This is a genomic window from Neptuniibacter halophilus (assembly GCF_030295765.1).
Taxonomy (GTDB): domain Bacteria; phylum Pseudomonadota; class Gammaproteobacteria; order Pseudomonadales; family Balneatricaceae; genus Neptuniibacter; species Neptuniibacter halophilus.
Genome location: NZ_AP027292.1, coordinates 3,856,668 through 3,882,648 on the forward strand (window position 1 = coordinate 3,856,668; position 25,981 = coordinate 3,882,648).

General features: G+C 52.7%; 21 protein-coding genes. 4 read left to right on the forward strand and 17 right to left on the reverse strand.

Going from position 1 to position 25,981, the window contains the following annotated elements:
• The first annotated feature begins 322 nt into the window (after nt 1-322).
• Nucleotides 323-3,160, forward strand: a complete 2,838-nt coding sequence (gene rne / locus QUD59_RS18005; protein WP_286238657.1) for a ribonuclease E — start codon at nt 323-325, stop codon at nt 3,158-3,160.
• A 62-nt stretch (nt 3,161-3,222) separates the two neighbouring features.
• Here rne and QUD59_RS18010 read toward each other — a convergent pair whose 3' ends face one another.
• A complete protein-coding gene (locus QUD59_RS18010; protein ID WP_286238658.1) occupies nt 3,223-3,390 on the reverse strand; it encodes a hypothetical protein in 168 nt (55 codons plus the stop codon).
• The gene (locus QUD59_RS18015) at nt 3,383-3,568 is read right to left on the reverse strand and encodes an oxidoreductase-like domain-containing protein (RefSeq protein ID WP_286238659.1); all 186 of its coding nucleotides are present in this window, start codon (nt 3,566-3,568) and stop codon (nt 3,383-3,385) included. The genes QUD59_RS18010 and QUD59_RS18015 overlap by 8 nt, the downstream gene beginning before the upstream one ends.
• 371 nt (nt 3,569-3,939) lie before the next feature.
• Between QUD59_RS18015 and QUD59_RS18020 the strand changes: the two genes are divergently transcribed.
• Entirely contained in the window at nt 3,940-6,168 is a 2,229-nt protein-coding gene (locus QUD59_RS18020; RefSeq protein ID WP_286238660.1) for an NADP-dependent isocitrate dehydrogenase, read from the forward strand.
• A gap of 148 nt (nt 6,169-6,316) precedes the next feature.
• Here QUD59_RS18020 and sthA read toward each other — a convergent pair whose 3' ends face one another.
• The 10 genes from sthA to QUD59_RS18070 form a co-directional block, all read right to left on the reverse strand.
• Entirely contained in the window at nt 6,317-7,717 is a 1,401-nt protein-coding gene (gene sthA / locus QUD59_RS18025; protein WP_286238662.1) for a Si-specific NAD(P)(+) transhydrogenase, read from the reverse strand.
• A 90-nt stretch (nt 7,718-7,807) separates the two neighbouring features.
• The gene (nqrM, locus tag QUD59_RS18030; RefSeq protein ID WP_286238663.1) at nt 7,808-8,044 is read right to left on the reverse strand and encodes a (Na+)-NQR maturation NqrM; all 237 of its coding nucleotides are present in this window, start codon (nt 8,042-8,044) and stop codon (nt 7,808-7,810) included.
• Between the two features lie 10 nt (nt 8,045-8,054).
• The gene (locus QUD59_RS18035; protein ID WP_286238664.1) at nt 8,055-9,116 is read right to left on the reverse strand and encodes an FAD:protein FMN transferase; all 1,062 of its coding nucleotides are present in this window, start codon (nt 9,114-9,116) and stop codon (nt 8,055-8,057) included.
• Nucleotides 9,100-10,326, reverse strand: coding sequence for an NADH:ubiquinone reductase (Na(+)-transporting) subunit F (nqrF, locus tag QUD59_RS18040; RefSeq protein ID WP_286238665.1), 1,227 nt, complete (start codon nt 10,324-10,326; stop codon nt 9,100-9,102). The genes QUD59_RS18035 and nqrF overlap by 17 nt, the downstream gene beginning before the upstream one ends.
• A 34-nt stretch (nt 10,327-10,360) precedes the next feature.
• Nucleotides 10,361-10,969: an NADH:ubiquinone reductase (Na(+)-transporting) subunit E gene (nqrE, locus tag QUD59_RS18045; RefSeq protein WP_286238666.1), complete on the reverse strand. Its 609-nt coding sequence runs from the start codon at nt 10,967-10,969 to the stop codon at nt 10,361-10,363.
• Nucleotides 10,969-11,628: an NADH:ubiquinone reductase (Na(+)-transporting) subunit D gene (locus QUD59_RS18050; RefSeq protein WP_286238667.1), complete on the reverse strand. Its 660-nt coding sequence runs from the start codon at nt 11,626-11,628 to the stop codon at nt 10,969-10,971. Before QUD59_RS18050 ends, nqrE begins: the two co-directional genes overlap by 1 nt.
• A gap of 3 nt (nt 11,629-11,631) precedes the next feature.
• Nucleotides 11,632-12,408 (reverse strand): Na(+)-translocating NADH-quinone reductase subunit C, encoded by a 777-nt coding sequence (locus QUD59_RS18055; RefSeq protein ID WP_286238668.1) that lies wholly within the window; start codon nt 12,406-12,408, stop codon nt 11,632-11,634.
• Complete coding sequence (locus QUD59_RS18060) at nt 12,398-13,606, reverse strand: NADH:ubiquinone reductase (Na(+)-transporting) subunit B (RefSeq protein WP_286238670.1); 1,209 nt, start codon at nt 13,604-13,606, stop codon at nt 12,398-12,400. Before QUD59_RS18060 ends, QUD59_RS18055 begins: the two co-directional genes overlap by 11 nt.
• A gap of 2 nt (nt 13,607-13,608) precedes the next feature.
• Nucleotides 13,609-14,949: a Na(+)-translocating NADH-quinone reductase subunit A gene (locus tag QUD59_RS18065; protein ID WP_286238672.1), complete on the reverse strand. Its 1,341-nt coding sequence runs from the start codon at nt 14,947-14,949 to the stop codon at nt 13,609-13,611.
• Between the two features lie 324 nt (nt 14,950-15,273).
• Nucleotides 15,274-16,707, reverse strand: a complete 1,434-nt coding sequence (locus QUD59_RS18070) for a glyceraldehyde-3-phosphate dehydrogenase (RefSeq protein ID WP_286238673.1) — start codon at nt 16,705-16,707, stop codon at nt 15,274-15,276.
• Nucleotides 16,708-16,969: 262 nt separating this feature from the next.
• Here QUD59_RS18070 and mfd point away from each other — a divergent pair, with 262 nt between their 5' ends.
• Complete coding sequence (gene mfd, locus QUD59_RS18075) at nt 16,970-20,422, forward strand: transcription-repair coupling factor (protein ID WP_286238674.1); 3,453 nt, start codon at nt 16,970-16,972, stop codon at nt 20,420-20,422.
• On the forward strand, nt 20,422-21,117 hold the full coding sequence (locus QUD59_RS18080; protein WP_286238675.1) for a CsiV family protein: 696 nt from the start codon (nt 20,422-20,424) through the stop codon (nt 21,115-21,117). Before mfd ends, QUD59_RS18080 begins: the two co-directional genes overlap by 1 nt.
• Before the next feature lie 176 nt (nt 21,118-21,293).
• Here QUD59_RS18080 and QUD59_RS18085 read toward each other — a convergent pair whose 3' ends face one another.
• From QUD59_RS18085 to QUD59_RS18105, 5 genes are all read right to left on the reverse strand, one after another.
• Nucleotides 21,294-22,580, reverse strand: a complete 1,287-nt coding sequence (locus QUD59_RS18085; protein ID WP_286238676.1) for a uracil-xanthine permease family protein — start codon at nt 22,578-22,580, stop codon at nt 21,294-21,296.
• A 15-nt stretch (nt 22,581-22,595) separates the two neighbouring features.
• Nucleotides 22,596-23,222, reverse strand: coding sequence for a uracil phosphoribosyltransferase (gene upp / locus QUD59_RS18090; protein ID WP_286238677.1), 627 nt, complete (start codon nt 23,220-23,222; stop codon nt 22,596-22,598).
• A 130-nt stretch (nt 23,223-23,352) separates the two neighbouring features.
• A complete protein-coding gene (locus tag QUD59_RS18095; RefSeq protein ID WP_286238679.1) occupies nt 23,353-24,486 on the reverse strand; it encodes a mechanosensitive ion channel family protein in 1,134 nt (377 codons plus the stop codon).
• Between the two features lie 3 nt (nt 24,487-24,489).
• Nucleotides 24,490-25,494, reverse strand: coding sequence for a beta-N-acetylhexosaminidase (nagZ, locus tag QUD59_RS18100; protein ID WP_286238680.1), 1,005 nt, complete (start codon nt 25,492-25,494; stop codon nt 24,490-24,492).
• 5 nt (nt 25,495-25,499) lie between these two features.
• Nucleotides 25,500-25,979, reverse strand: coding sequence for a L,D-transpeptidase (locus tag QUD59_RS18105; protein ID WP_286238681.1), 480 nt, complete (start codon nt 25,977-25,979; stop codon nt 25,500-25,502).
• Between the last annotated feature and the right edge of the window lie 2 nt (nt 25,980-25,981).

The following is a 25,981-nucleotide window of genomic DNA, read 5'->3' on the forward strand; positions in this document are numbered from 1 at the left end:
GGGTAATTCATTCAGTTGGAGGTAGAGACGTACATTAGCCAGGAACCTGCCCATCGGGCAGCCACAATTAGAAAGAAAGAAGAATACAGGCTGATGATTCCTCTACCGCGGACGATTACTGCGCCGGTTGCGCACTAATGTTCAAACCGTCAGATTACGACGCCCGTTCCTGCCAAGGCATTTTTGCCATCAAGGCAGATGTAAGGCCCCTGCCCGTGCTTAAAAAGCCAGGCATTGCTCTGATGTATGAGTCCAAAAGACTGGCCTGAGCCGCCAACAACGGCCTACCTGCTGTGTGAAAAGCGTTCTACATGAGAACGCTATGAAAAGAATGCTAATAAACGCAACTCAGCCCGAAGAGTTGCGCGTAGCGCTGGTTGACGGCCAGCGCCTGTATGATCTGGATATCGAATCCGGCTCCCGTGAACAGAAAAAAGCCAATATTTACAAAGGTAAAATCACCCGCATCGAGCCCAGCCTTGAAGCGGCATTTGTAGATTACGGCTCTGAGCGTCACGGCTTCCTGCCGCTGAAAGAGATCTCCCGCGAATACTTCACTCAGCCCCCCAGCCGTGGTTCCCGCCCGAACATCAAAGAAGTACTCAAAGAGGGTACGGAAGTTATTGTTCAGGTCGATAAAGAGGAGCGCGGTAATAAAGGCGCGGCCCTGACCACGTTCATCAGTCTGGCCGGTCGCTATCTGGTACTGATGCCAAACAACCCGCGTGCAGGTGGTATCTCCCGTCGCATTGAGGGTGAGGACCGCTCACAGCTTAAAGAAGCACTGTCCGGCGTCGAAATTCCAAAACAGATGGGCATCATTGTCCGTACAGCAGGCGTAGGTCGAAGCAGTGAAGAACTGCAGTGGGACTTTGAATACCTGCAGACCCTGTGGACCGCTATCAAACAAGCATCTGAGACCAAACCGGCTCCCTTCCTGATCTATCAGGAGAGCAATGTTGTTATCCGGGCGATCCGTGATTACCTGCGCGCTGATATCGGTGAAGTCCTGATCGATGATGCTCAGGTTTACCAGGATGCGAAGAATTTCGTCACTCAGGTAATGCCGACTTATGAAAATAAGGTGAAGCATTACACTGAGCAGACACCACTGTTTAACCGCTTCCAGATTGAGACCCAGATCGAGACCGCTTTCCAGCGCGAAGTAACACTGCCTTCCGGTGGCTCCATTGTTATCGACCCGACCGAAGCGCTGGTTTCAATCGACATCAACTCCGCCCGCGCAACTCGCGGTGGCGACATCGAAGAAACCGCACTACACACCAATCTGGAAGCAGCGGACGAAATCGCACGCCAGCTTCGCCTTCGCGATATTGGCGGTCTGGTGGTTATCGACTTTATCGATATGACGCCGATCAAGAATCAGCGCGAGGTTGAAAACCGCCTGCGTGATGCACTTAAACTGGATCGCGCACGCGTACAGATGGGTCGTATCTCCCGCTTTGGCCTGCTCGAGATGTCACGTCAGCGCCTGCGCCCTTCTCTGGCCGAAACCCGTGGCGTTGTATGCCCTCGCTGTAACGGTCAGGGCACTATTCGTGATACCGAATCTCTGGCGCTGTCCATCCTGCGTCTGATCGAAGAGGAATCCGGTAAAGATCGCACTGCGCAGATCCGGGCTATCCTGCCGGTAACAGTGGCAACCTACCTGCTGAATGAAAAACGTCATGCGGTGCATGATATTGAAGTGCGCCAGAACGTACGCGTTGTTATTGTGCCGAATCCAAACATGGAGACACCGCACTACGAAGTGGTACGTCTGCGTGATGATCACACCGTAGCCACAACCAATGACGCCAGCTACACACTGCAGCCAGAGCCCGCCGGTGATGAAGAATTTGAAGCCGCTGCTACCTCTCAGGTCACCGTTCAGCGCGAACAGGCTGCGGTACGCAGCGTAGCGCCGAAAACACCGGCCCCTGAAGCAGCGCCTGCACCTGAAGCCAGCGCACCCGCTGCTCCTGTAGCGACACCGGAAGCAAAGCCAACCGTATCAATCGGCAGTCGCGTTCTGGGTATGTTTAAAGGCATCTTCGGCGGCGGCGAAGAGAAAACTGAAGCTGCTGAAAAGCCACAGGCGAAGCCTGAAACCAGCAACAAAGAGAAACAGAAAGAGCGCAAAGATCAGAACGAAGGGGGCCGCAAGCGCCGCCGTCGCGATAACGATCGCAAGCCGCGTAATAAAAACAAGCAGAACGATGAGATCATCACCGTTCAGCCTGATCTGGATCTGCCACCTACCGGCACAACCAGCAGCGAAAACGAAGAAAAGCCAAAACGTCGTCGCCGCAAGCGCAAGAGCGACGCCGACCGCGCTGAAAACAAAAACCGTGATGAGAATCAGGTAGAAACTAACGACAGCAAAGACGACAAAGAGGAAACACCTCGTAATCCTCGCCGTCGCGGACGTCGTCGTCGCGGTTCAGAGCGTACTGCAAAACGCAGTGGTGAAAACAACGACATTCAGCAGGAAAATAATTCTGACGACGCTGTCAGCACCGACAGCCAGACCGCAGCACCTGCCGCAGAGGAAAAATCAGTAGCCGCTGAAAAACCGCAAACGGCTACAGTAGCTACCCCTGCACCTGAGCAAGCGGACCAGACCGAAACGCCTGTTACTGCAGAGAACGAAGCAACAGCATCAACAGAAGCACAGCCGAAATCCGCTGATACTTCTGCAGAAGCCGAAGCTCCAGCAGAGCCAGTAGCAGAGCAGACAGCAGGCCCGGCCAGCAAAGCTGATGCCAGTGAGACCGCTGAAGTCGCGACCGACGCAGACAACAGCAAACCGGCTGAAGAAGCTAAAGCAGCCGATAAACCTGTCGAAGCAGAAGCGCCTCAGGTAGCTGAAGAGCCGGCAGCGGAAGCAGCCACTGAGGAAGCATCAACGCCAGAGGAATCCCGGGACGCGGCAGAAACCGCTGCAGCCGAGGTAGCTCCGGACTCCGCAGAAGCTGAAAAACCAGTCACTCCAGTCACTGAGGAGCAGCCTGCGACCACTGAAGCAGTCAGCAGCGGCGAACAGGAAACCGCTTGCGAAACCGGCGAACAGGCGCGTCCTGAACGCAAACGTCGCACGCGCCGTGCACCCAACGATCCTCGTGAAGTGCGCCGCCGTCAGGAAAGCAGCGACGCCTGATGCGCAGCTACTGAAAACCTACTAAAAAGGGGCCTCTAAGGCCCCTTTTCTTTATATTCTGATCAGCGTTTCTTTTTAAAAATATTCAGTAACTTTTTTTTCGGATCCGTTTCTTCGGTTGGCAGCGCTTTTTCAAACCGTTGCTGCAAACGCCGAAACTTCTCCTCTTTACGTTTATGACCTAAACGCTCGCGTGAAGCCCCCAAATCAACGACGTTATCATCAGCCATCTTCCGCCACTTCCTCGGCCAGCTCAGTCTCAGCAGCCTGCTCTGCCTTAGCAGCCATCTGCGCTGCGTTCCAGGCATTTAACTCTTCATAATAGGTATCCCACACACAGGGAGAGCAACCGCTTTCGCAGCATTCATACTCACCGGGAGGTGTAGGCCGTTCTGGGGAATTTGTCATAAGTCACCTCTAATCTGTAACCACATTTTACCCTTCCCGGTCCTGACAGGCCAATTACACCTGGGTCTAAAGTATCATCTAACAATGATCATACGCCCTAATCTGGTGCAATTTCGTAACAGCACTACAAAACAAGTGGTTAGCCAACCCCCTTTGCTGCACTGCAACAGCAGAAGCCACTGAAAAAGTTGTAAAAACACAACAGCATTAGCCATAAGTACATAGGCCAGACGTATGACTCAGGTCGCATTTTCAGTATAATTCTGTCACCAAATTACAACCATCGGGTTTGAAAATAGTGGAGAAAGGCGATCACAAGTTGCCTTTTTCAAACCCTTGGCTGCACTGCCATAAATATCTTGGGGATTACAATGACTACAACGAAACAAACGATCTACTGGACCCTGACCGACGAAGCGCCATCCCTGGCAACCTGCTCTTTCCTGCCGGTTGTTCGCGCATTCACTTCCGCTGCAGATATCGATGTAAAAATTTCTGATATCTCTCTGGCAGGACGGGTACTGTCAACCTTCCCCGAAAACCTTTCTGAAGAACAGAAGGTTGAAGATGGTCTGAAATTCCTGGGCGAACTGACTCAGGACCCGGAAGCCAACATCATTAAGCTGCCGAACATCAGCGCCTCGATCCCTCAGCTTAAGGCCTGCATCACAGAACTGCAGGCTCAGGGTTACGATATCCCCTCCTACCCTGAAGATCCGCAGTCCGATGCGGAAAAAGAGATCCAGGCTCGTTACTCAAAAATTCTGGGCTCCGCTGTTAACCCTGTTCTGCGTGAAGGTAACTCTGACCGTCGCGCACCGGGCGCTGTAAAAGCATTCGCGCGCAAATTCCCGCACTCCATGGGCAAGTGGAGCAAAGCGTCTCAGACCCATGCGGATTACATGCGTAAGGGAGATTTCTTCTCTAGCGAACAGTCAATCACTATGCCTGAAGCTGGCAACGTGCGTATCGAATACGTTGACCCACAGGGCAACGTTGAAGTGAAAAAAGAGCTGAGCCTGGAAAAAGGTGAAGTACTCGACAGCATGCGCATGAGCTGCCAGCCACTGCGTGAGTTCTTTGAAGAATCCCTGCAGGATGCAAAAGAAACCGGCGTAATGTGGTCTCTGCACGTTAAAGCGACCATGATGAAGGTATCTCACCCGATCGTATTCGGTCATGCTGTGACTGTGTTCTACAAAGAGCTGTTCGAAAAGCACGGCGAGCTGTTTGAAGAACTGGGCGTAAACCCTAACAACGGTATCGGCAGCGTTTACGACAAAATCGCTTCCCTGCCACGCTCTAAACGCGAAGAGATTGAAGAAGATATCCACGCCTGCTACGAGCACCGTCCAAAGCTGGCCATGGTTGACTCCGTTAAAGGGATCACCAACCTGCACGTACCTTCCGATGTCATCGTTGACGCGTCTATGCCGGCAATGATTCGTAACGGCGGCCAGATGTGGGATGCAAACGGCCAGACCGCTGACACTAAAGCCGTCATGCCTGAATCTACCTATGCCCGTATCTATCAGGAGATGATCAACTTCTGCAAAACCAACGGCGCATTTGATCCGACCACCATGGGCACCGTTCCCAACGTCGGCCTGATGGCGAAGAAAGCCGAAGAATACGGATCTCACGATAAGACCTTCGAAACCGAAGCCGGTGTAATGCGTGTGGTTGCTGCAGACGGCACCGTACTGATGCAGCACGATGTAGAAAAAGGCGATATCTGGCGTGCCTGCCAGACTAAGGACGAGCCGATCCGCGACTGGGTTAAACTGGCCGTTACCCGTGCACGTCAGTCTGACACCCCTGCAATCTTCTGGCTAGACCCAGAGCGCGCTCACGACATGGAGCTGGCGAAGAAGGTTGAGGCTTACCTGCAGGAACATGACACCGATGGTCTGGATATTCGCATCATGTCTTACGTTGAAGCGATCCGCCTGTCCATGGAACGTCAGATTCGCGGTCAGGATACTATCTCCGTAACCGGTAACGTACTGCGTGACTACCTGACCGACCTGTTCCCGATCATGGAACTGGGCACCTCAGCGAAAATGCTGTCTATCGTTCCAATGCTGAAAGGCGGCGGCATGTACGAGACAGGTGCCGGCGGTTCTGCTCCTAAACACGTACAGCAGGTTGAAGAAGAAAACCACCTGCGCTGGGATTCTCTGGGTGAGTTCCTGGCTCTGGCCGTTTCTCTGGAAGATCTGGGCTACAAAAAAGGCAACAAGCGCGCGGCAATCCTGGCTAAAACTCTGGATTCAGCGACCGGAAAACTGCTGGAGAACAACAAGTCTCCATCCCGTAAGACCGGCGAGCTGGACAACCGTGGCAGCCACTTCTATCTGGGCATGTACTGGGCACAGGAAGTTGCTGCTCAGACTGAAGATACAGAACTGGCCGCTGAGTTCAAAGCACTGGCTGATACACTGACCAGCAACGAAGAGAAGATCGTAGCTGAGCTGGCTGCCTGCCAGGGCACACCTGCTGAACTGAATGGTTACTACCACGCTGCCCGCGATACCGTTAAGAAGGTAATGCGTCCAAGCGCTACCCTGAATGCTGCGCTGTCCTCTGCGACTAAGTAAGCCTTCAGCTTAACCTCCAAAAGCCCGGCAACTTGCCGGGCTTTTTTGTGCCCGGCTTAAGCCACAATAATCAACCGGCCCGCCCATCTGAGTGTAAGGCACAAAAAAAGCACGCAGGTGCGTGCTTTTATCGTTCATGTGACCGGTATCAGAGATTGGCAACCCGGTTCAGACCAGCAATAGCCGCCACCCGATAGGCTTCAGCCATGGTCGGGTAGTTGAAGGTCGTGTTGATGAAGTACTTCAACGTATTCGCCTCACCCTCCTGAGCCATAATAGCCTGACCGATATGCACGATCTCGGACGCATGTTCACCGAAACAGTGAATACCGAGAATCTCAAGCGTTTCACGGTGGAACAGGATTTTCAGCATGCCGACAGGCTGACCGTAAATCTGAGCGCGAGCTGTATCTTTAAAGAACGCCTGACCCACTTCGTAAGGAACACACTCCTCCGTCAACTGCTCCTCGGTTTTACCTACAGAGCTGATTTCAGGAATCGTGTAGATACCGGTCGGCACCTCATTGATATAACGGAAATCTTCAGCAGAGAGCATATCCGCTGCCGCAGCACGCCCCTGATCAAGGGCAGCCGATGCAAGACTCGGCCAACCCACCACATCGCCTGCAGCATAGATGCCTTCACAGGCGGTACGGTAGTGACCATCTACCTCAACCTGACCGCGGCTGTTCGCAGTCAAACCAATATTTTCGAGCTTCAGTTGCTCGGTATTACCACTACGCCCGTTACACCAGAGGAAGGCATCAGCACGGATCTTTTTACCCGACTGCAGACTCAGAGTGACACCGCGCTCATCCGCGACAACGCTTTCGTAGGTCTCATTGTGGCGAATTTTCACCGCATTGTTACGCAGGTGATAGCTCAGCGCATCAGAGATCTCTGCATCCAGGAAAGAGAGCAAACGACTCTGACTGTCGATCAGATCCACCTTAACCCCCAGACCGCTAAAGATAGAGGCGTACTCAGAACCGATAACGCCGGCACCATAAATGATCAGGGTACGCGGTGTGTGGCTGAGCTTGAGGATGGTGTCTGAGTTATAGATACGCGGATGGCTGAAATCGATATCTGCAGGCGTGTAAGGGCGAGAACCGGTTGCGATGATAATGTTCTTGGCACGCAGGGTTTCATCGCCCTTCACCGTACCACGTACAATAACCGTTTCTTTATCGGCAAACTCAGCAGCACCAAAAAACACATCGATACGATTGCGGGCATAGAAATTCGTGCGCAGGACTACCTGACTGGAAATTACCTTCTCTGCACGCTTCAGCACCTTAGGGAAGGAGAACCAACGTGGCTCACCAATATCACGGAACATAGGGTTGGTATTGAATTCGATGATCTGCTTCACCGAGTGACGCAGCGCTTTGGATGGAATGGTACCTTTATGGGTACAGTTACCACCGACTGAATCCTGCTCCTCGATTACCGCAACACGGCGCCCTTTTTTGGACGCATTCATGGCCGCCCCTTCACCAGCAGGGCCAGAACCAATCACAATGACATCGTAGTCATATACCGCCATCACATTCCCCTATCAATTATCGTTATCTTATTGTTTCAGTAGTCTTTTTACCGATACGAACCAGCTTACTCCGACTACGGGTGCACTCAATTATTCTTTAGATTTAAGCTCATAGGAAAGATCTTCGCCCTGCTCTTTAGCCTGGCGCTCCTGCTCCTCTTCACATTTCTGCGGGTTTCCACCACAGATATCACATGCCGTGTCCATGCCCAGATTCGCCATACCGCCACACGAACCTGCGATCGGTTTACGGCCGAGCAATACACCCACTGACATGGCAATAATCACCAGCATTAACACTACAAAAGCCAGAATCATCGTACTCATCACTCAATCCTCACTGTACCAGGAACTGTTTAAATCCCGGCGTCATTCGTTCTGTAAAGCCCTGGTCGGCTTTAACGATAAAAAATGCACTGATACCCTGTTCTATAGCAAATGCCTCAGCACGTTCAGGCCCCATCACCATCATTGCAGTGGCATAGGCATCTGCTTCAGCACAGGTGGGCATTAACACCGTAACCGATGCTAATTTATGCCTGATCGGCTTGCCATCGACAGGGTCAATGGTATGGGAGAAGCGGATACCGTTCTCCTCAAAATAGTTGCGGTAGTCACCCGATGTAGCGACGCCCACATCTTTAACTGCAATAATTCGCTGAACTTTTCGTTCCGGGCCCACCATTGGCGACTCAATCGCTATTTTCCAGTTTTGCCCGTCCGGCTTAATACCTTTAGCACGCAGCTCACCGCCTATCTCTACCAGATAGCGGTCAATCCCCTGCTGCTCGAGAACCATCGCTAACTTATCGACACCGTAGCCCTTGGCAATGGCTGACAGGTCAATATAACTGTCACGCTGCTTCCTCAGAAAGCCCTGACTTAAATCCAGATACTGAAAACCCACCCGTGTTCTAATCTCAGCAATTTGCTCTGCAGCCGGGGCGTGAATCACCCGGCCATCCGGGCCAAAACCCCACAGATTAACCAGCGGCCCCACAGTAGCATCAAACGCCCCACGAGTTTCACGGCTGATCCGGTCTGCAACACTTAAAACAAAACCCAGCTCATCAGAAACCGCCACCTCACTGCCGGCCGGCAGTTGGTTGATACGGGAGAGCTCAGAGTCATTAATATAGGTAGACATGCTCTGATTCACATCAACCAGAGCCTGATCGATCTGCTGACGGAGCTGCGGATTATCATCCATAGCCAGCCACTTAACCGTAAAACTGGTGCCCATGGTCGCTCCCTGATGGATCAGGATACGGGGCTCAGGATCACTCTGGCAACCACTCAGCAGAGAGAGGAATAAAAACAAAGGGGCCAGCAGCAGAGCTGCCGGCCATCTGGAGGTTTGTCCTGCGACAAACATGTCTTGCTTAACCACCAAAGTCATCAAGGAAGATGTTCTCGCGCTCTACACCCAGATCCAGAAGCATCTGAATGACCGCAGAGTTCATCATCGGTGGTCCACACATGTAGTACTCACAATCTTCCGGCGCTTCATGATCCTTCAGATAGTTTTCATACAGTACGTTATGGATAAATCCGGTAAGGCCGTCCCAGTTGTCTTCCGGCATCGGATCAGACAGGGCCAGGTGCCACTGGAAGTTATCATTTTCCGCCTGCAGCAGATCGTACTCTTCGTTATAGAACGATTCACGCATGGAGCGCGCACCGTACCAGAAAGAGATCTTACGCTTGGACTCAAGACGTTTGAGCTGGTCGAAGATATGTGAACGCATTGGCGCCATACCTGCACCACCACCGATAAAGACCATTTCACAGTCGTTATCAGTCGCAAAGAACTCACCGAACGGTCCGTAAACAGTGATCTTATCGCCTTCTTTCAGATTAAATACGTAAGAAGACATGATCCCCGGCGGGAAGTCAGTACCCGGAGGCGGTGAAGCGATACGGATATTGAACTTAACAATACCTTTCTCTTCCGGATAGTTCGCCATGGAGTAAGCACGAATCGTCGGCTCAGTCACCGTAGAGGTGTACTTCCACATGTTGAACTTATCCCAGTCTTCACGGTACTCATCCTGGATTTCGAAGTCTTTGTAGTGAACAACGTGCGGCGGACATTCCAGCTGCACATAACCACCGGCACGGAAGTCTACGTTTTCACCTTCTGGCAGACGCAGGGTCAGCTCTTTGATGAACGTAGCAACGTTGTCGTTAGACTCAACCGTACACTCCCACTTCTTAACCCCGAAGATCTCTTCTTCGAGTTCAATCTCCATATCCTGCTTCACAGCCACCTGACATGACAGACGCCAGCCATCTTTGGCCTCACGCATCGTAAAGTGAGATTCCTCGGTAGGCAGCATCGAGCCACCACCGCTGTGAACTTCACATTTACACTGCGCACAGGTACCACCGCCACCACAGGCAGATGGGATAAAGATCCCCTGATCCGCCAGGGTCTGCAGCAGCTTACCACCTGCAGGAACGGTTACAGCTTTTTCCGGGTCGTTATTGATCGAGATCGTCACGTTACCGGAGCTAACCAGTTTAGAACGGGCTGCCAGAATTACCGCAACCAGTGCAAGCACCACTGCGGTAAACATGACAACACCGAGAACGATTTCAGCATTCATTGGCTAATCCTTCCTTTAGTTGACCATGTTGGCATTACAGCTGAACGCCGGAGAATGACATGAAGCCCAGAGACATCAGACCTACAGTAATGAAGGTGATACCCAGACCACGCAGTCCTTCCGGAACGTCGCTGTATTTCAGTTTTTCACGGATACCTGCCAGTGCAGTGATGGCCAGAGCCCAACCTACACCTGCGCCTACACCGTAAACCACGGACTCACCAAAGGTGTAATCACGCTCTACCATAAACAGAGCAGCACCCATGATGGCACAGTTTACTGTAATCAGCGGCAGGAACACGCCCAGTGCGTTGTACAGTGCCGGAACGTACTTATCCAGGAACATCTCAAGGATCTGTACGATCGCAGCAATTACGCCGATGTAAGAGATGTAACCGAGAAAGCTCAGATCAACTTCCGGGTAACCCGCCCACGCCAGTGCGCCTTCACGCAGCAGCAGGTTGTAGATCAGGTTATTGACCGGCGTAGTAATCGCGAGCACGACAACAACCGCGATACCCAGACCCAGAGCTGTCTGCACCTTCTTGGAGATCGCCAGGAAGGTACACATCCCCAGGAAGAACGCCAGCGCCATGTTTTCAACGAAAATCGCCTTAACGGCAAGGCTGATGTACTGTTCCATTACACAGCCTCCTTCTTAGTGTTCTTAGCCAGTTCAAACTCCGGTGCTTCTACCTGATCCTTGTGGAAGGTGCGCACCAGCCAGATGAACATACCAATAATGAAGAATGCACTTGGTGGCAGCAGCATCAGGCCATTAGCCATGTACCAGCCGCCATCAGTAACCAGTGGCAGAATCTCATAACCAAACAGCTTGCCGGCGCCAAACAGCTCACGCAGGAAGCCAACGAAGATCAGAACCACACCGTAACCCAGACCGTTACCGATACCGTCCATAAAGGAGATACCCGGAGGGTTCTTCATCGCAAAGGCTTCAGCTCGACCCATTACGATACAGTTGGTGATGATCAGACCTACGAATACTGAAAGCTGTTTTGATACATCGTATGCAAAGGCTTTCAGAATCTGGTCAACCACAATTACCAGAGAGGCAATGATGGTCATCTGACAGATAATTCGGATGTTACCCGGAATATGGTTACGGATGATCGAAACAAACAGGTTCGAAAATGCCGTTACCGCGATTACGGCCATGGTCATAACCATGGCAGTATTCAGGTTTGAGGTAACCGCCAGCGCAGAACAGACACCGAGGATCTGAAGACCGATCGGGTTGTTCTTGAAAATAGGAGTACCCAGTACTTCTTTAGCTTGTGACATCGCTTACGCCTCCCCTGCTTTCAGGTTAGCCAGGAAGGGAGCATAACCGTTCGCGCCCATCCAGAAGTGAACCAGATTGGTTACACCCACACTTGTCAGAGTTGCACCGGACAAACCATCAATCTGGTGTTTAGCATTGGCAGAAGCCGGATCAACAGCACCTTTGATCAGACCCAGCGCCGGCTCCATAGAACCTGCCGGATATACTTCTTTACCAGGCCAGATCGCTTTCCAGTTAGGGTTATCTACTTCACCACCCAGACCCGGGGTCTCAGCATGAGAGTAGAAGCCCAGGCCAACCACAGTATTCAGGTCGCCTTCCAGCGCCAGGAATCCGTAAAGCGTAGACCAGAGTCCGTAACCATGAACTGGCAGAATCACCTTCTCGATCTGACCTTCACTCTCAACCAGATAAACCGGCATGATGTTAGCCTGATACTTAATAGAAGCGATATCTACATCTTTGCTCAGTGCTTTGCCGAGCTGCGGATCTTTAGCTGCTTTCTTGGCATCGTACTTTGCAGGTACATCCGTTGTGAATTTGCCGGTTTCCAGATCAACGTACTTAGTTGTGATCTGAGCAAACAGCTCATCTACAGATTTACCCGGCTGGTTGATACCTGCCGCAGCCAGAATGTTGCTCTTACGGTCCAGATCTTTGTTTGCAATCTGCTTAGGTTTCAGCAGTACCGCCGCAGCAGATACGATCACCGAGCAGACAACACACAACAGAACGGTAACGGTAATCGTCTTACCGATAGTGTCATTATTAGCTGACATCGCGCGCCTTCCTCCGTTTAATGTTTGCCTGGACAACAAAGTTGTCAATCAGCGGTGCGAACAGGTTACCGAACAGGATCGCCAGCATCATCCCTTCAGGGAAAGCCGGGTTAACCACACGGATCAGAACCACCATCACACCAATCAGCGCACCGAAGTACCACTTACCTTTGTTGGTCATGGAAGCAGACACAGGGTCTGTTGCCATAAAGAACATACCAAAGGCAAAACCACCCAGTACCAGATGCCAGTAGAATGGCATGGCAAACATCGGGTTAGTCTCGGAACCGATCAGGTTAAACAGGGTCGAGGTCGCAACCATGCCCAGGAAGACACCGGCAACGATACGCCACGCAGCCACCTTAGCAATCAGCAATACCAGACCACCCAACGCAATCGCGAAGGTAGATACCTCACCTACCGAGCCCTGAATGTTACCGATAAAGGCATCAAACCAGGTGATGTTCGCAGCCAGGATCGCATCGATACCACCTGCAGCAGCGAGGCCCAGCGGTGTAGCGCCGGAGAAGCCATCAACGGCAGTCCAGATCGCATCACCTGACATCTGCGCCGGATAAGCGAAGAACAGGAACGCACGACCGGTCAGTGCCGGGTTAAGGAAGTTTTTGCCGGTACCGCCAAATACTTCTTTACCAATAACCACACCGAAGCTGATACCCAGCGCAACCTGCCACAACGGAATAGTTGGCGGCAGAATCAGCGCAAACAGTACGGAAGTCACAAAGAAACCTTCGTTCACTTCATGACCACGCTTCATCGCGAACAGGACTTCCCAGAAACCGCCTACAACAAAGGTAACGATGTAAACAGGCAACCAGTATGCCGCACCGTGGATAATGTTGTCCCACAGGCTGTCAGGATTAAAGCTGGTCAGAGCACCGGCAATTGCACCCTGCCAGGAAGACGCTTCAGTCATGCCCAGCTGCGCCATCGCAGTGTTAGCCTGCAGGCCAACGTTGTACATACCGAAGAAAATCGCCGGGAAGGTACACATCCATACCAGGATCATCATACGTTTCAGGTCAACTGCGTCACGTACGTGCGCCGCTGTTTTGGTAACGTGTCCCGGAGTGTAGAAAATGGTATCCGCGGCTTCATAAAGCGCGTACCAGTTTTCATATTTGCCGCCTTTATGGAAATGCGGCTCCATCTTATCGAGAATATTTCGCAAGCTCATGATCAGGCCTCTTTCTCAATACGCGTCAGATTGTCGCGAAGGATCGGACCGTACTCATATTTGCCCGGGCAGGCGAACGTGCACAGCGCAAGATCTTCTTCATCCAGCTCAAGGCAGCCCAGCTCCATCGCAGATACGATATCACCAGTCACCAGAGCACGCAGAAGCTGAGTTGGCAGAATATCCAGAGGCATCAGCTCTTCAAACTGACCCACAGGCACCATGGCACGTTCAGAACCATTGGTCGTTGTGGTGAAATCGAATTTCTTCGAAGAACGGCTCAGGAAAGAGCTGAATACATTCAGCACTGAGAACTTATCGCTGCCCGGTTTCAGCCAGCCTATAAACTCACGGGTGTCACCCTCTTCCAGAATACTGATCTGGTTGGCATAACGCCCGAGGAAGGCAAACGGACCGTTCGCAGTACGACCGTTCCACACGGAACCACTGATCACACGGTTATGCTCGCCCTGCTGAGCACCTGCCAGCAGCTCGTCCAGACTGGCGCCCATACGGGTACGTACCAGACCAGGTTTAGCCGCTTTAGGGCCTGCAACGGCAACAACACGATCAGTAAACAGCTTACCTTCGGTAAATAGTTTACCAATGGCAATCACATCCTGATAACCCACTGTCCAGACGGTTTTCTTCTGAGAAACCGGATCCAGGAAATGGATATGCGTGCCGGCATTGCCCGCCGGATGGCCACCCGCAAACTCTTCTACAGAAACCCCTTCGGCTGAAGGAATATCAGCACCCGGTGCTTTACACAGGAATACCTTGGTTTCTGTCAGCTTATTAAGGATAGTCAGACCCTGACTGAAGGCTTCAGCCTGCTCTGCAATCACTACGGACGGATCAGCCGCCAGCGGATTGGTATCCATCGCTGTAACGAAGATGGAGTGCGGTTTGCTGCCCGGCGCTGGTACACGGCTGAACGGACGGGTCCGCAGGGCGGCCCACATACCGGAATCGATCAGATTCTGTTCAACCTGCTCTGCACTCAGACCAGCAAGCTCAGTTGCACTGTATTTATTGAATTCAACCGCATCGTCGCCGTCCAGTTCAATCACGACAGACTGAAGTACACGACGTTCACCACGGTTAATGGCCTTAACTACACCCGCACCTGGTGCTGTGTAGTGAACGCCTTCTGTTTTTTTATCGGAAAAGATCACTTGACCGAGTTTTACTCGATCACCCACCTTGACGGCCATGGTAGGTTTCATACCTACATAGTCAGAGCCGATTACGGCGACGGAACTCACTGCTGGGCCATCTGTAATAGATTGCTCAGGTGCGCCCGTGATCGGTAGATCCAGACCTTTGTTGATCTTGATCATACGCCTCACCCAATTACGTTAAACTCTTTCAGGATTCTATTCGCGATTTCGGTATCATTTGCGACCTGTCCCCGAGCGCAAGGGATACCTTTGTATAGTTATTACGCGAATAGAATTACCCCACCCAAAAATCCGACTAAGTATACCTGAGCAACGTGTCATTTTTCTACAAACAGCCTTACATATCAGTGCCTTCCCTTAACTAAAGTAGGCACCCTCGCGTAGACCTGTTTGTTATATATATATTCCATTAAGATATTTAGAATACCAAACAAACAAAAAGCCACCCTATTGGTGGCTTTTTAATCAATCAGTTATTACAGCTTAGCCTTCTACAGGGAACGCCGGCAGAGTGCACTGTGCCATTTTCTGAACCATACGGATCACCTGGCAGCTATAACCGAATTCGTTATCGTACCAAACGTACAGTACACAACGCTTACCGCCGGCAATCGTCGCCAGCGCATCAACAACACCTGCAGCACGGGAACCGACAAAGTCAGTAGAAACCGCTTCAGGGGAGTTGCTGAAATCGATCTGCTTCTGCATTGGACCGTGCAGAGCAGCATCACGCAGGTATGCGTTCAGCTCTTCCTTCTCGGTCTCACTTTCCAGATTCAGGTTCAGGATTGCCATGGAAACGTTTGGCGTAGGTACGCGAATCGCGTTACCTGTCAGCTTGCCTTCCATTGCCGGCAGCGCTTTAGATACCGCTTTTGCCGCACCGGTTTCAGTGATAACCATGTTCAGGCCAGCCGCACGACCGCGACGATCACCTTTGTGATAGTTATCAATCAGGTTCTGGTCGTTGGTGTACGCATGCACAGTCTCAACGTGACCGTTTTCGATACCGTACTTGTCATAAACCGCTTTCAGAACAGGCGTGATCGCATTGGTTGTACAGGACGCAGCAGACAGAATCTTGTCCTGAGCATCGATGTCACCATCGTTAACACCCATTACGATGTTCTTAACACCTTTGCCCGGCGCAGTCAGAACCACACGGGATGCACCTTTAGATTTCAGGTGCAGGGACAGGCCCTCTTCATCACGCCATTTACCTGTGTTATCGATTACAACGGCATTGTTGATGCCGTACTCAGTGTAATCAATTTCATCCGGAGAGTTAGCGAAGATCACCTGGATCACATTACCGTTGGCAGTGATGGTGTTGTTTTCTTCATCGACAGTGATGGTGCCTTTGAAAGAACCGTGTACAGAATCGCGACGCAGCAGGCTGGCACGCTTTTCCAGATCTTTCGCCGCTGCACCTTTACGCACAACCATTGCACGCAGACGCAGGGCCTGACCACCACCGGTGCGCTCGATCAGCAGACGCGCCAGCAGACGTCCGATACGACCGAAACCGTAAAGAACGATATCGGTGGCTTCACGATCTTCAGAATCAATCACTTCAGCCAGTTCAGCTTTCAGGAAGGACTCCAGATCCTGACCGTTACCTTCGTTACGGTATTTGATCGCCAGCTTACCCGCATCGATGTGCGCGTTGCGAACGTTCAGTTTTTTAACCGTTTCCAGAATCGGGAAGGTATCAACCACATTCAGTTCCTGATCTTCGATCTGGCGGGCATAGCGATGCGCCTTCAGAATGTCGATAACGGAACGTTTGATGATCAGACGACCGAAAACAGAGGTTTCGATATTGCTGTCACGATACAGACCACCTACCAGTGGTACCATTGCTTCGGCTAGGGCTTCGCGTTCTTTCCAGTCAGCGAAAACTTGATCTTGGCTCACATGAAACTCCAAAAAGTTATTTCAACTCTTGGCTACCGCCGGCGGTCAGAATTGCCACCAGTCGGCCCTTAAAAATTTGGTGCGCGCATTATCCTCTTTTCTCCGTCATTGAGCAAATGCACAACAATAGACTTTCGGACAGCGCAAAAAGTTTATTAATACCTGTCCGGAGCGAATATTCGGGTCGAGACACCTACCATTTACCACTTCAGCCGTTAAACTAGGCCTCCGTACCGATTCACCAGCGATTTAGGAGCGTGCCGTGCTGCAACTGAACTACCCTTTACCTACCGGAGCCGGAGACCGCAAGCAACTGGGTCAGATCCATGGCGCGGCAGCGGGTGTCATTATCAGTGATGCAGCCAGTCGCTATCAGGGTTTCACACTCGTCATCACCCGCGACAGCCAGCAAGCGGTTCGCCTGCATGATGAAGTGGCATTTTTCAATCCGCAGCCAGAAACGCTGGAGCTGCTCTCTTTTCCTGACTGGGAAACGCTGCCCTACGATACGTTCTCTCCGCATCAGGACATTATCTCGGAACGTATTGCAACCCTGAACCGGCTACCCCGGCTGCAGCGAGGCATACTGATTGTCCCTCTCAGCACACTGATGCACCGCACCGCCCCCGCCGAGTTTATTGCCGGCAATTGCTTTGACCTCAAAGTCGGCGAAACCATCAACCCCGAAAACCTGCGCAAACAACTGGCTGACGCCGGCTATCATGCCGTGGACACCGTTCTCGAACATGGTGAATTTGCCATTCGCGGCGCCATCATCGACCTGTTCCCTACCGGTAGCGACCATCCCTACCGGATAGAACTGTTTGACGATGAGATCGAAACCCTGCGCACCTTTGATCCGGAAACCCAGCGCTCGGTCGATAAAATTGATGCCATTAATCTGCTGCCCGCCAAAGAGTTCCCGTTTGACAGCCGGGCTATCAGCCACTTTAAGGCCCGCTGGCGGGAACGGTTTGACGTGGATTACCGTCAATGCCCGGTATACACCAACATCAATGACGGACTGACCACGCCCGGAATTGAGTATTATCTGCCCCTGTTCTTCGATGAGTGCAGCTCGCTGTTTGACGCGCTGCCTGATCAGACACAGATCTTTATCGACAGTGACCTTGAACAGGTCGCTGAACAGTTTGCCGTTGAGGTGGCTGAGCGCTATGAACAGCGCCGTCACGATATTACCAATCCGGTACTCGCACCCAATGAACTGTTTCTGTCTACCAGCGACCTGTTTGCAGCACTTAAACAGTACGGTCGGATCAGCCTGCACAGCAGCGAGCTGGAAAGCAAAAGCGGCCGCAGCAACCTGCCTTTTGAAACACCTCCGGCGCTGCCGGTAGATTCGCAGCAGAAAAACCCGCTGAAAGCGCTGCAGGAATTTCTTATGCAGCGTGACGGCCCGGTTCTGTTCTGCGCAGAATCAGCAGGTCGCCGTGAAGCCCTGCTCGAACTACTCGGCCGGATCAACATCAAACCAACCCTGTGCAAAGGCTGGCAGGCTTTTCTCAATTCTGATCTTGATCTGGCCATTACCGAATACCCACTGGAACTGGGCCTGTCTCTGCCCGGCCAGCTATATCTGATTACCGAAACCCAGCTTTTTGGCCATCAGGTATTTCAGCGCCGCCGTCGCTCCAAAGAGCAGGAACAAAGCGACCAGATCATTCGCAACCTGTCAGAACTCAACACCGGCTCACCGGTTGTCCATCTCGAACACGGTGTCGGCCGCTACCTTGGCCTGCAAACCATTGATCTTGAAGGTCAAACCAATGAGTTTCTGACACTGGAATATGCTGACGGTGCAAAACTGTATGTACCGGTCTCTTCGCTGCATCTGATCAGCCGCTACAGTGGCGCCGGCGACGAGCACGCGCCGCTGCACCGGCTCGGCACCGAACAGTGGAGCAAAGCGAAACGCAAGGCGGCCGAGAAAGCCCGTGATGCTGCAGCAGAACTACTCGATATCTATGCCCGGCGCGCCGCACGCAAGGGCTTCAGCTTCAGCGATCCGGATCAGGATTACCTGCAATTTGCAGCTTCATTTCCCTTCGAAGAAACGCCGGATCAGGCCGCTGCGATCGGTAATGTCATCCGCGATATGACCGCACCTCAACCAATGGACCGTCTGGTATGCGGTGACGTTGGTTTCGGTAAAACCGAAGTAGCCATGCGTGCTGCCTTTATTGCAGCCCAGAGCGGAAAACAGGTAGCGATACTGGTACCCACTACCCTGCTGGCTCAGCAGCACTATCAGAATTTTCAGGATCGTTTTGCAGACTGGCCAGTGAATATCGAACTGATCTCCCGCTTCCGTACCGGTAAGCAGCAGAGCAGTATTATCGAAAAGCTTGAGCAAGGCAGTGTCGATATTGTCGTCGGCACCCACAAACTACTCTCCAGCGATATCCAGTTTAATAACCTCGGCCTGCTGATTATCGATGAGGAACACCGCTTTGGCGTACAGCAGAAGGAACGCCTGAAATCCCTGCGCTCCGAGGTCGATATCCTGACCCTGACAGCCACGCCGATTCCCCGGACTCTGAATATGGCCATGTCAGGCATTCGCGATCTGTCGATTATTGCCACCCCGCCTGCCCGCCGCCTCTCTGTTAAAACTTTTGTCCGCCAGAGCGACACGACACTGGTAAAAGAGGCTATTCTGCGCGAGCTGCTCCGTGGCGGTCAGGTTTACTACCTGCACAACGAAGTTAAGTCGATCGAGAAAACCGCCGAAGAGCTGCGCGCACTGGTGCCGGAAGCTCGCATAGGCGTCGGCCACGGGCAGATGCGTGAACGTGAGCTGGAACAGGTCATGTCCGATTTTTACCATAAGCGCTACAACATTCTGCTTTGCACCACAATTATCGAGACCGGTATCGACGTACCTAACGCCAACACCATTATCATTGACCGGGCTGACAAATTTGGTCTGGCACAGCTGCACCAGTTGCGCGGCCGCGTAGGACGATCACACCATCAGGCCTACGCTTATCTGCTGACGCCGCATTATAAATCGATGACTAAAGACGCCATCAAACGACTTGAGGCAATTGAATCTGCCGATGATCTCGGGGCCGGCTTCACGCTGGCCACCCACGACCTTGAGATTCGCGGCGCCGGCGAACTCCTCGGCGAGGAGCAGAGCGGCCAGATGCAGACCGTCGGCTTCAGCCTCTTTATGGAGATGCTGGAACAGGCGGTTGAATCGATCAGGCAGGGTAAAACACCGAACATGGATCAGCCGCTCAAGCAGGGTGCCGAAGTTAACCTGCACCTTTCTGCACTGATTCCTGATGACTACCTGCCGGATGTGCACAGTCGCCTGCTGATGTATAAACGCATCTCCAGTGCCCATTCCGAGAAAGAGCTCAAGGAGCTGCAGGTCGAGATGATCGACCGGTTCGGTCTGCTACCGGAACAGACCAAAAACCTGTTCCGTGCCACAGCAATAAAACTCAGCGCCGAAGCCATGAATATTGTTAAAATCGACGCCGGCAGTGAGATTGGCCGCATCGAATTCTCTGGCGATGCTAAAGTCGATCCTTTAACGCTGGTAAAACTGGTTCAAAATCAGCCGCAAAAATATAAACTGGAAGGCGCAGACAAACTGCGTTTCAGCCTCAACATGGAAAAGCCCGAGCAACGCTTCAGTGCCGTAGAAGGCCTGCTGCGGGACTTGGCAGTTAAGAGATCATGATGAAATATTTACGCCTGCTCGCACTCCCCTTCCTGCTCCTGACCGGCTACAGCCAGGCAGCCGACCTGTTCAAAGTTGAAGTCATCGCCTTCGCCAACAAAGATCAGGGCGCCCTGAGTGATGAATACTGGCCGGTTATCAATGAGATCCCGGAAAAATCCCGGGCCATCTATCTGGGAAGCGACTCCGCTGGTTATCAACGCCTCTCAGGTGGCAGCCTGAACCTGCATGACGAAAAAAACCGTCTGCGCAACAGCGGTCATTACCGGATTCTCTACCACGGAGGCTGGGTGCAGCCTGTTTATCAGACGCTTGACCCGCGCCCGATCCGAATTCAGGCCGGCGAGATTCTTGATAACGGCATGTATGAGCTGGACGGATATATCGCCGTAGGCCGCGGTCGCTATCTGCACTTTCGCCCGGACCTTTATCTCAGCCAGCGGCTGAGTCCTGCACAGACAGAACAACTTAAACGCAGCCCGGGCAAACAGCAGCCTGACACCAGCACGGCCGCCATGCTCAGCATGCAGAGCAGCAGCACCGCTGTCAGCACCCTCAGCTCAGCACAGTTCCCGGTGATTCCGCAGATTCTGACCGTACATCAGGATCAGGCAAGAAGGATGCGCTCATCCGAGCTGCACTACATCGACCACCCACTGCTGGGAATTGTGGTTCAGATCACGCCGGTTAACTAAGCATTCCAGCCCGGCCGGACCGGCCGGGCTCCCTCACGGCTTTAACACCCTGCCAGCAACCTGCTAACAACCCCACACCCCCGTACCGCTCTACTCCAGAGTAAATCGGACACATAAAAAAACGGTCAGCCGGATAACCGACTGACCGCTTACAGAGTCAGTATTCTAAGTGTTACTTAACGACCGTGTTTAACCATATCGTCAACCACTGCCTGCTCTTCGCTGAGATCATCATGCTCAGGCTTAGCCTGCGGCAGAATCAGGTTCAGAACAATCGCCACAACACCGCAAAGACTTACGCCCTGCAGGTTCAGATCACCGCTTCCGATCGCCATACCACCAATGCCAAATACCAGCGTAGTAGAAACAATCACCAGATTGCGCTGCTGAGCCATATCTACCCGCGCCTTAACCAGCGTATTCAGCCCGACTGATGCGATTGAACCAAACAGCAGAATCAGAATACCGCCCATCACCGGTGAAGGTATGGTTTGCAGCAGCACGCCAAATTTAGCAACAAAAGCGAGTAAAATGGCAAATACCGCAGCCCAGATCATCACGAGCGGATTAAATGAACGGGTCAGCATCACGGCACCGGTCACTTCCGAATAGGTGGTATTCGGCGGCCCACCAAACAGGGAAGCAGCCGACGTAGCCAGACCATCACCAAACAAGGTACGGTGCAGCCCCGGCTTTTTCAGGTAATCCTTGCCGGTGACATTGCTGATCGCCAGAATGTCGCCTACGTGCTCAATCGCAGGCGCGATAGCTACAGGCAACATAAACAGAATCGCCGCCAGACTGAACTCAGGCCAGACAAAGTCAGGCACCGCCAGCAAAGGCGCTTCAGATGCTTTACTCAGATCAACCATACCCATGAAATAGGCTGCCAGATAACCCACCAGCACACCGGAAAGAATCGGCACCAGACGGAAAATACCTTTGCCCAGCGTGGCTACCAGCAGAGTTGTCAGCAAAGCCACCATGGATACGATCATCGCATCTGCATAAGGAAACAGCTCCAGCGAACCGTCACCTGATCTCCCCATCGCCATATTTACCGCGATAGGCGCCAGCCCCAGACCGATCACCATAATGACCGGGCCGGTCACGACCGGCGGCATGATCCGATGCAGAAAACCGGATCCACGCACTTTAACCAGCAGCGCCAGCAGCATGTAGACCACACCCGCTGCAAACAGCGCGCCCATGGTTGCCGCTACACCCCATGTCTGGGTGCTGTAAGTGATCGGCGCGATGAAAACAAAGGATGAGGCCAGAAAGATCGGTACCGTGCGCTGCGTCACAAACTGAAACAGCAACGTACCAATACCCGCAGTAAACAGAGCCACGCTCGGATCAAGACCGGTCAGCAGCGGCATCAGCACCAGTGCGCCAAAGGCCACAAACAGCATCTGTGAGCCGGCCAGCACGGTACGCAGGCCCGACTGAGTATCACTCATAACACTACCCTCAGATTATTTAGTGCCGAAAATTTTGTCCCCGGCATCACCCAGACCCGGAATAATATAGCCCTGTTCATTCAGGTGACTATCGATAGATGCGGTATACAGATCCACATCCGGGTGTGCTTCCTGTACCGCCTTAATCCCTTCGGGAGCCGCCACCAGAACCAGCGCACGAATGGTGTCACAACCCGCCTTTTTCAGCATATCGATGGTGGCAATCATTGAGCCGCCGGTAGCCAGCATCGGATCGATCACCAGCGACATACGCTCTTCGATGTCGTTAGCCAGTTTCTCAAAATAGGCGACCGGCTCCAGAGTTTCTTCATCACGATACAGACCCACCACACTGATACGCGCTGTCGGTACCAGCTCGAGCACGCCGTCGAGCATACCGATACCGGCACGCAAGATCGGCACAACCGTAATCTTTTTGCCCTTGATTCGCTCGCAGGTCACTTCACCACACCAGCCATCCAACTGATACTCTTCTAACTCAAGATCCTTGGTCGCTTCGTAAGTCAGCAGACAACCAACTTCAGCGGCCAACTGACGGAAACTGCGGGTACTCATTTCACTGGAACGCATCAAACCGATCTTATGCCGGACCAGGGGATGCTTTATCTCATGCACACTCATAACAAACCTCAGAGAACTGATACAGAAACGCCGCCCGAAGGCGGCGATTTATGGCACAAAGATTAGCAAAACACGCTTTTCTTTTCATCCTAAAGTTGCATGGGTCTGAGCCCGGCAATCCGGATTTCTGTCATGGCGATGCAGCCGCCTTCAGCATCTCAGGCTCCGGCTGAAACGGTTGTGCATCGGTATGCAGATGCACCGTGGTGGTCGGGTAAGCAATCTCAGCACCCTGTTCATCAATAATCTGCATAATCTTTACCATCACATCCTGCTTAATCTCATGAAAACGGATCCAGTTGGTAGTTTTGGTAAAGGTATAGATAAAGAAATCCAGAGATGAGGGCCCAAAGCGATCGAGATTCACGATCAGCGTCTGATTGGTATCGATGTCAGGATGCGCTTCAAGCATTGCACGCACCCGCTCAATCACCCGGGTAACCTGATCTGCATCCTGATAACGCAAACCAATATACTCATAGATCCGGCGGTTAGTCATGCGCGACGGATTTTCCACAGAGATACTCGCAAACGTTGCGTTAGGCACGTACAACGGGCGCTTATCAAAGGTCCGGATCCGGGTCTGGCGCCAGCCTATATTCTCAACCGTACCTTCAATCTGCTTGTCAGGCGAACGTATCCAGTCACCTACTTTGAAAGGCCGGTCCAGATAAATCATCAGACCGCCAAAGAAATTAGCCAGCAGATCTTTTGCCGCAAAACCAACCGCGATGCCACCGATACCACCAAAGGCAAGAATCCCGGAGACACTGAAGCCGTAGCTCTGCATCACAATCAGCAGCATCAGAACCGATACAATCAGGCGTAACAACCGCCCCAGAGCCGATACTGTAGTCTGGTCCATCGGCTTCTTCATCCGCTCGGGATCAATCAGCAGACGCTCCAGACGCTTGAGGAAACGAATACAGGCCCAGGCCAGTAAAAGGGTCACCACCAGATTCGGTAGCGGACTGTCAGAACTGAGAATTTCCAAATCGAAATTCTGCTCTGCCAGCTCAACCAGCCAGAAGGTGGCTGCAAGCCAGATAAGCAACAACAAGGGCTGGCGGATCGAGCGAAGAAAAATATCATCAAACCGCAGGCTGCTGCGCTCTGCCTTGGCGATCAGCCTGCGCAGCGCTGAGCGCAAAACAACATGCACCACCAGACCCAGTAACAGAATAATGCTGGACAGTATCATCCAGGCAGCATCGGAGAACTGCGGAAAATACTCCGCCAGCATTCGATTTAACAACTCAATCATAAATCAATCACCCAATAATCGCTGCGCCAACTGCTGCCCTCGCAGCAAACGTTCCGGCTGAAGCTGCCACTGTGCCCCCTTGAGCCGGGAAATCGACGATAGCGGACGACAACCGGATGACTCAAGATACTCAAGAATCTCCAGTGTACCCTGCCGCTCATTACAACACAGTAACGCCTGACACCCCGCCGCAAGCGCATGCCGCGCCCGGTCAGCGTAACCGCCAACCGCGTGAGCCGCCTTCATGCTGAGATCATCACTGAATATAACACCCGTAAACCCGAGCTTCTGCCGCAACACCTCCTGCAACCAGAACGATGAGAAACCCGCTGGCGCAGCGTCACAACGCGGATACAGCACATGAGCAAACATCATGGCGGCAACCCCCTGCTCAACAGCACGGCGGAACGGCAGCAAATCGCTATCCCACAGCTGCCCGAACTCCCGCTCATCGAGCGCATCATGCAGGTGCGTATCCGCATCGGCCCAGCCATGACCGGGAAAATGCTTCACCGTAGCCACCATACCTGCGTCCTGCATCCCCTGAATATAAGCCCGGGACAGCGCGCAGACATCCTCTGCATTATCAGCGAAGGCGCGATCTCCTATCACCGTATTACGGCCATAATCCACGTCCAGCACCGGCGCAAAGCTCAGATCAACATCGAGCTGGCGCAACTCAGCAGCCATCAGATAAGCCAGATCTGCCGCCTGCTCAAGACCCTGTTGCGGATGACGCTTATAGTCATCGGCCAACGCCTTCACTGCCGGCAAACGGGCCACCCCCTGCCTGAGCCGCTGTACCCGGCCGCCTTCCTGATCGAGACTGATAATAAGCTCAGGACGCACCGCACGAACACAGCGGACCAGCTCTGCCACCTGCTCAGCACTTTCCGTATTACGGCCAAACAGAATAATGCCGCCAATCAGCGGGTTCTGTAGCAGCGCCGCTTCCTCCGGCTGCAGTATGGTGCCATCAAGATCAAGAAATAGGGTTGCTTCGGTCATAGATCTCATTCTTCTATCAAAATGCGGGTGCCGGGTTCTACCCGATCGAACAGCTCAATAAGGTCGGTGTTACGCATGCGGATACAGCCATGGGAACGGGCCTCCCCCATAGGCTCGGTATCAGGGGTACCGTGAATGTAGATATAACGCTGCATGGTATCGACCTTACCGAGGCGGTTTACGCCGGGCTCCAGACCACTGAGCCAGAGAATCCGGCTGAGAATCCAGTCCCGCCCCGGGTGCTCAGCCGCAAGCTGAGCAGAGTAGATTTCACCGGTGAAGCGACGACCAACCAGCACCGCATTCAGCGGCAGGTCATGGCCAATTTTTGCGCGAATATAATGCATTCCACGCGGCGTACAACCGGAGTTTTTTAATTCGCCGGGGCCGTTAAGGGCGGTCGATATGGAATAGGAGGCCACGAGCCTCTCCCCCTCCATCAGACGGAGAGACTGCCGGGCGATGGAGAGGTGCAGGGAAAACATGA

Excerpts from the sequence above, each read along its gene's own strand:
- rne (WP_286238657.1), top strand. The coding sequence starts at position 323 with ATGAAAAGAATGCTAATAAACGCAACTCAGCCCGAAGAGTTGCGCGTA.
- QUD59_RS18010 (WP_286238658.1), bottom strand. The coding sequence starts at position 3,390 with ATGGCTGATGATAACGTCGTTGATTTGGGGGCTTCACGCGAGCGTTTA.
- QUD59_RS18015 (WP_286238659.1), bottom strand. The coding sequence starts at position 3,568 with ATGACAAATTCCCCAGAACGGCCTACACCTCCCGGTGAGTATGAATGC.
- QUD59_RS18020 (WP_286238660.1), top strand. The coding sequence starts at position 3,940 with ATGACTACAACGAAACAAACGATCTACTGGACCCTGACCGACGAAGCG.
- sthA (WP_286238662.1), bottom strand. The coding sequence starts at position 7,717 with ATGGCGGTATATGACTACGATGTCATTGTGATTGGTTCTGGCCCTGCT.
- nqrM (WP_286238663.1), bottom strand. The coding sequence starts at position 8,044 with ATGAGTACGATGATTCTGGCTTTTGTAGTGTTAATGCTGGTGATTATT.
- QUD59_RS18035 (WP_286238664.1), bottom strand. The coding sequence starts at position 9,116 with ATGACTTTGGTGGTTAAGCAAGACATGTTTGTCGCAGGACAAACCTCC.
- nqrF (WP_286238665.1), bottom strand. The coding sequence starts at position 10,326 with ATGAATGCTGAAATCGTTCTCGGTGTTGTCATGTTTACCGCAGTGGTG.
- nqrE (WP_286238666.1), bottom strand. The coding sequence starts at position 10,969 with ATGGAACAGTACATCAGCCTTGCCGTTAAGGCGATTTTCGTTGAAAAC.
- QUD59_RS18050 (WP_286238667.1), bottom strand. The coding sequence starts at position 11,628 with ATGTCACAAGCTAAAGAAGTACTGGGTACTCCTATTTTCAAGAACAAC.
- QUD59_RS18055 (WP_286238668.1), bottom strand. The coding sequence starts at position 12,408 with ATGTCAGCTAATAATGACACTATCGGTAAGACGATTACCGTTACCGTT.
- QUD59_RS18060 (WP_286238670.1), bottom strand. The coding sequence starts at position 13,606 with ATGAGCTTGCGAAATATTCTCGATAAGATGGAGCCGCATTTCCATAAA.
- QUD59_RS18065 (WP_286238672.1), bottom strand. The coding sequence starts at position 14,949 with ATGATCAAGATCAACAAAGGTCTGGATCTACCGATCACGGGCGCACCT.
- QUD59_RS18080 (WP_286238675.1), top strand. The coding sequence starts at position 20,422 with ATGAAATATTTACGCCTGCTCGCACTCCCCTTCCTGCTCCTGACCGGC.
- QUD59_RS18085 (WP_286238676.1), bottom strand. The coding sequence starts at position 22,580 with ATGAGTGATACTCAGTCGGGCCTGCGTACCGTGCTGGCCGGCTCACAG.
- upp (WP_286238677.1), bottom strand. The coding sequence starts at position 23,222 with ATGAGTGTGCATGAGATAAAGCATCCCCTGGTCCGGCATAAGATCGGT.
- QUD59_RS18095 (WP_286238679.1), bottom strand. The coding sequence starts at position 24,486 with ATGATTGAGTTGTTAAATCGAATGCTGGCGGAGTATTTTCCGCAGTTC.
- nagZ (WP_286238680.1), bottom strand. The coding sequence starts at position 25,494 with ATGACCGAAGCAACCCTATTTCTTGATCTTGATGGCACCATACTGCAG.
- QUD59_RS18105 (WP_286238681.1), bottom strand. The coding sequence starts at position 25,979 with ATGTTTTCCCTGCACCTCTCCATCGCCCGGCAGTCTCTCCGTCTGATG.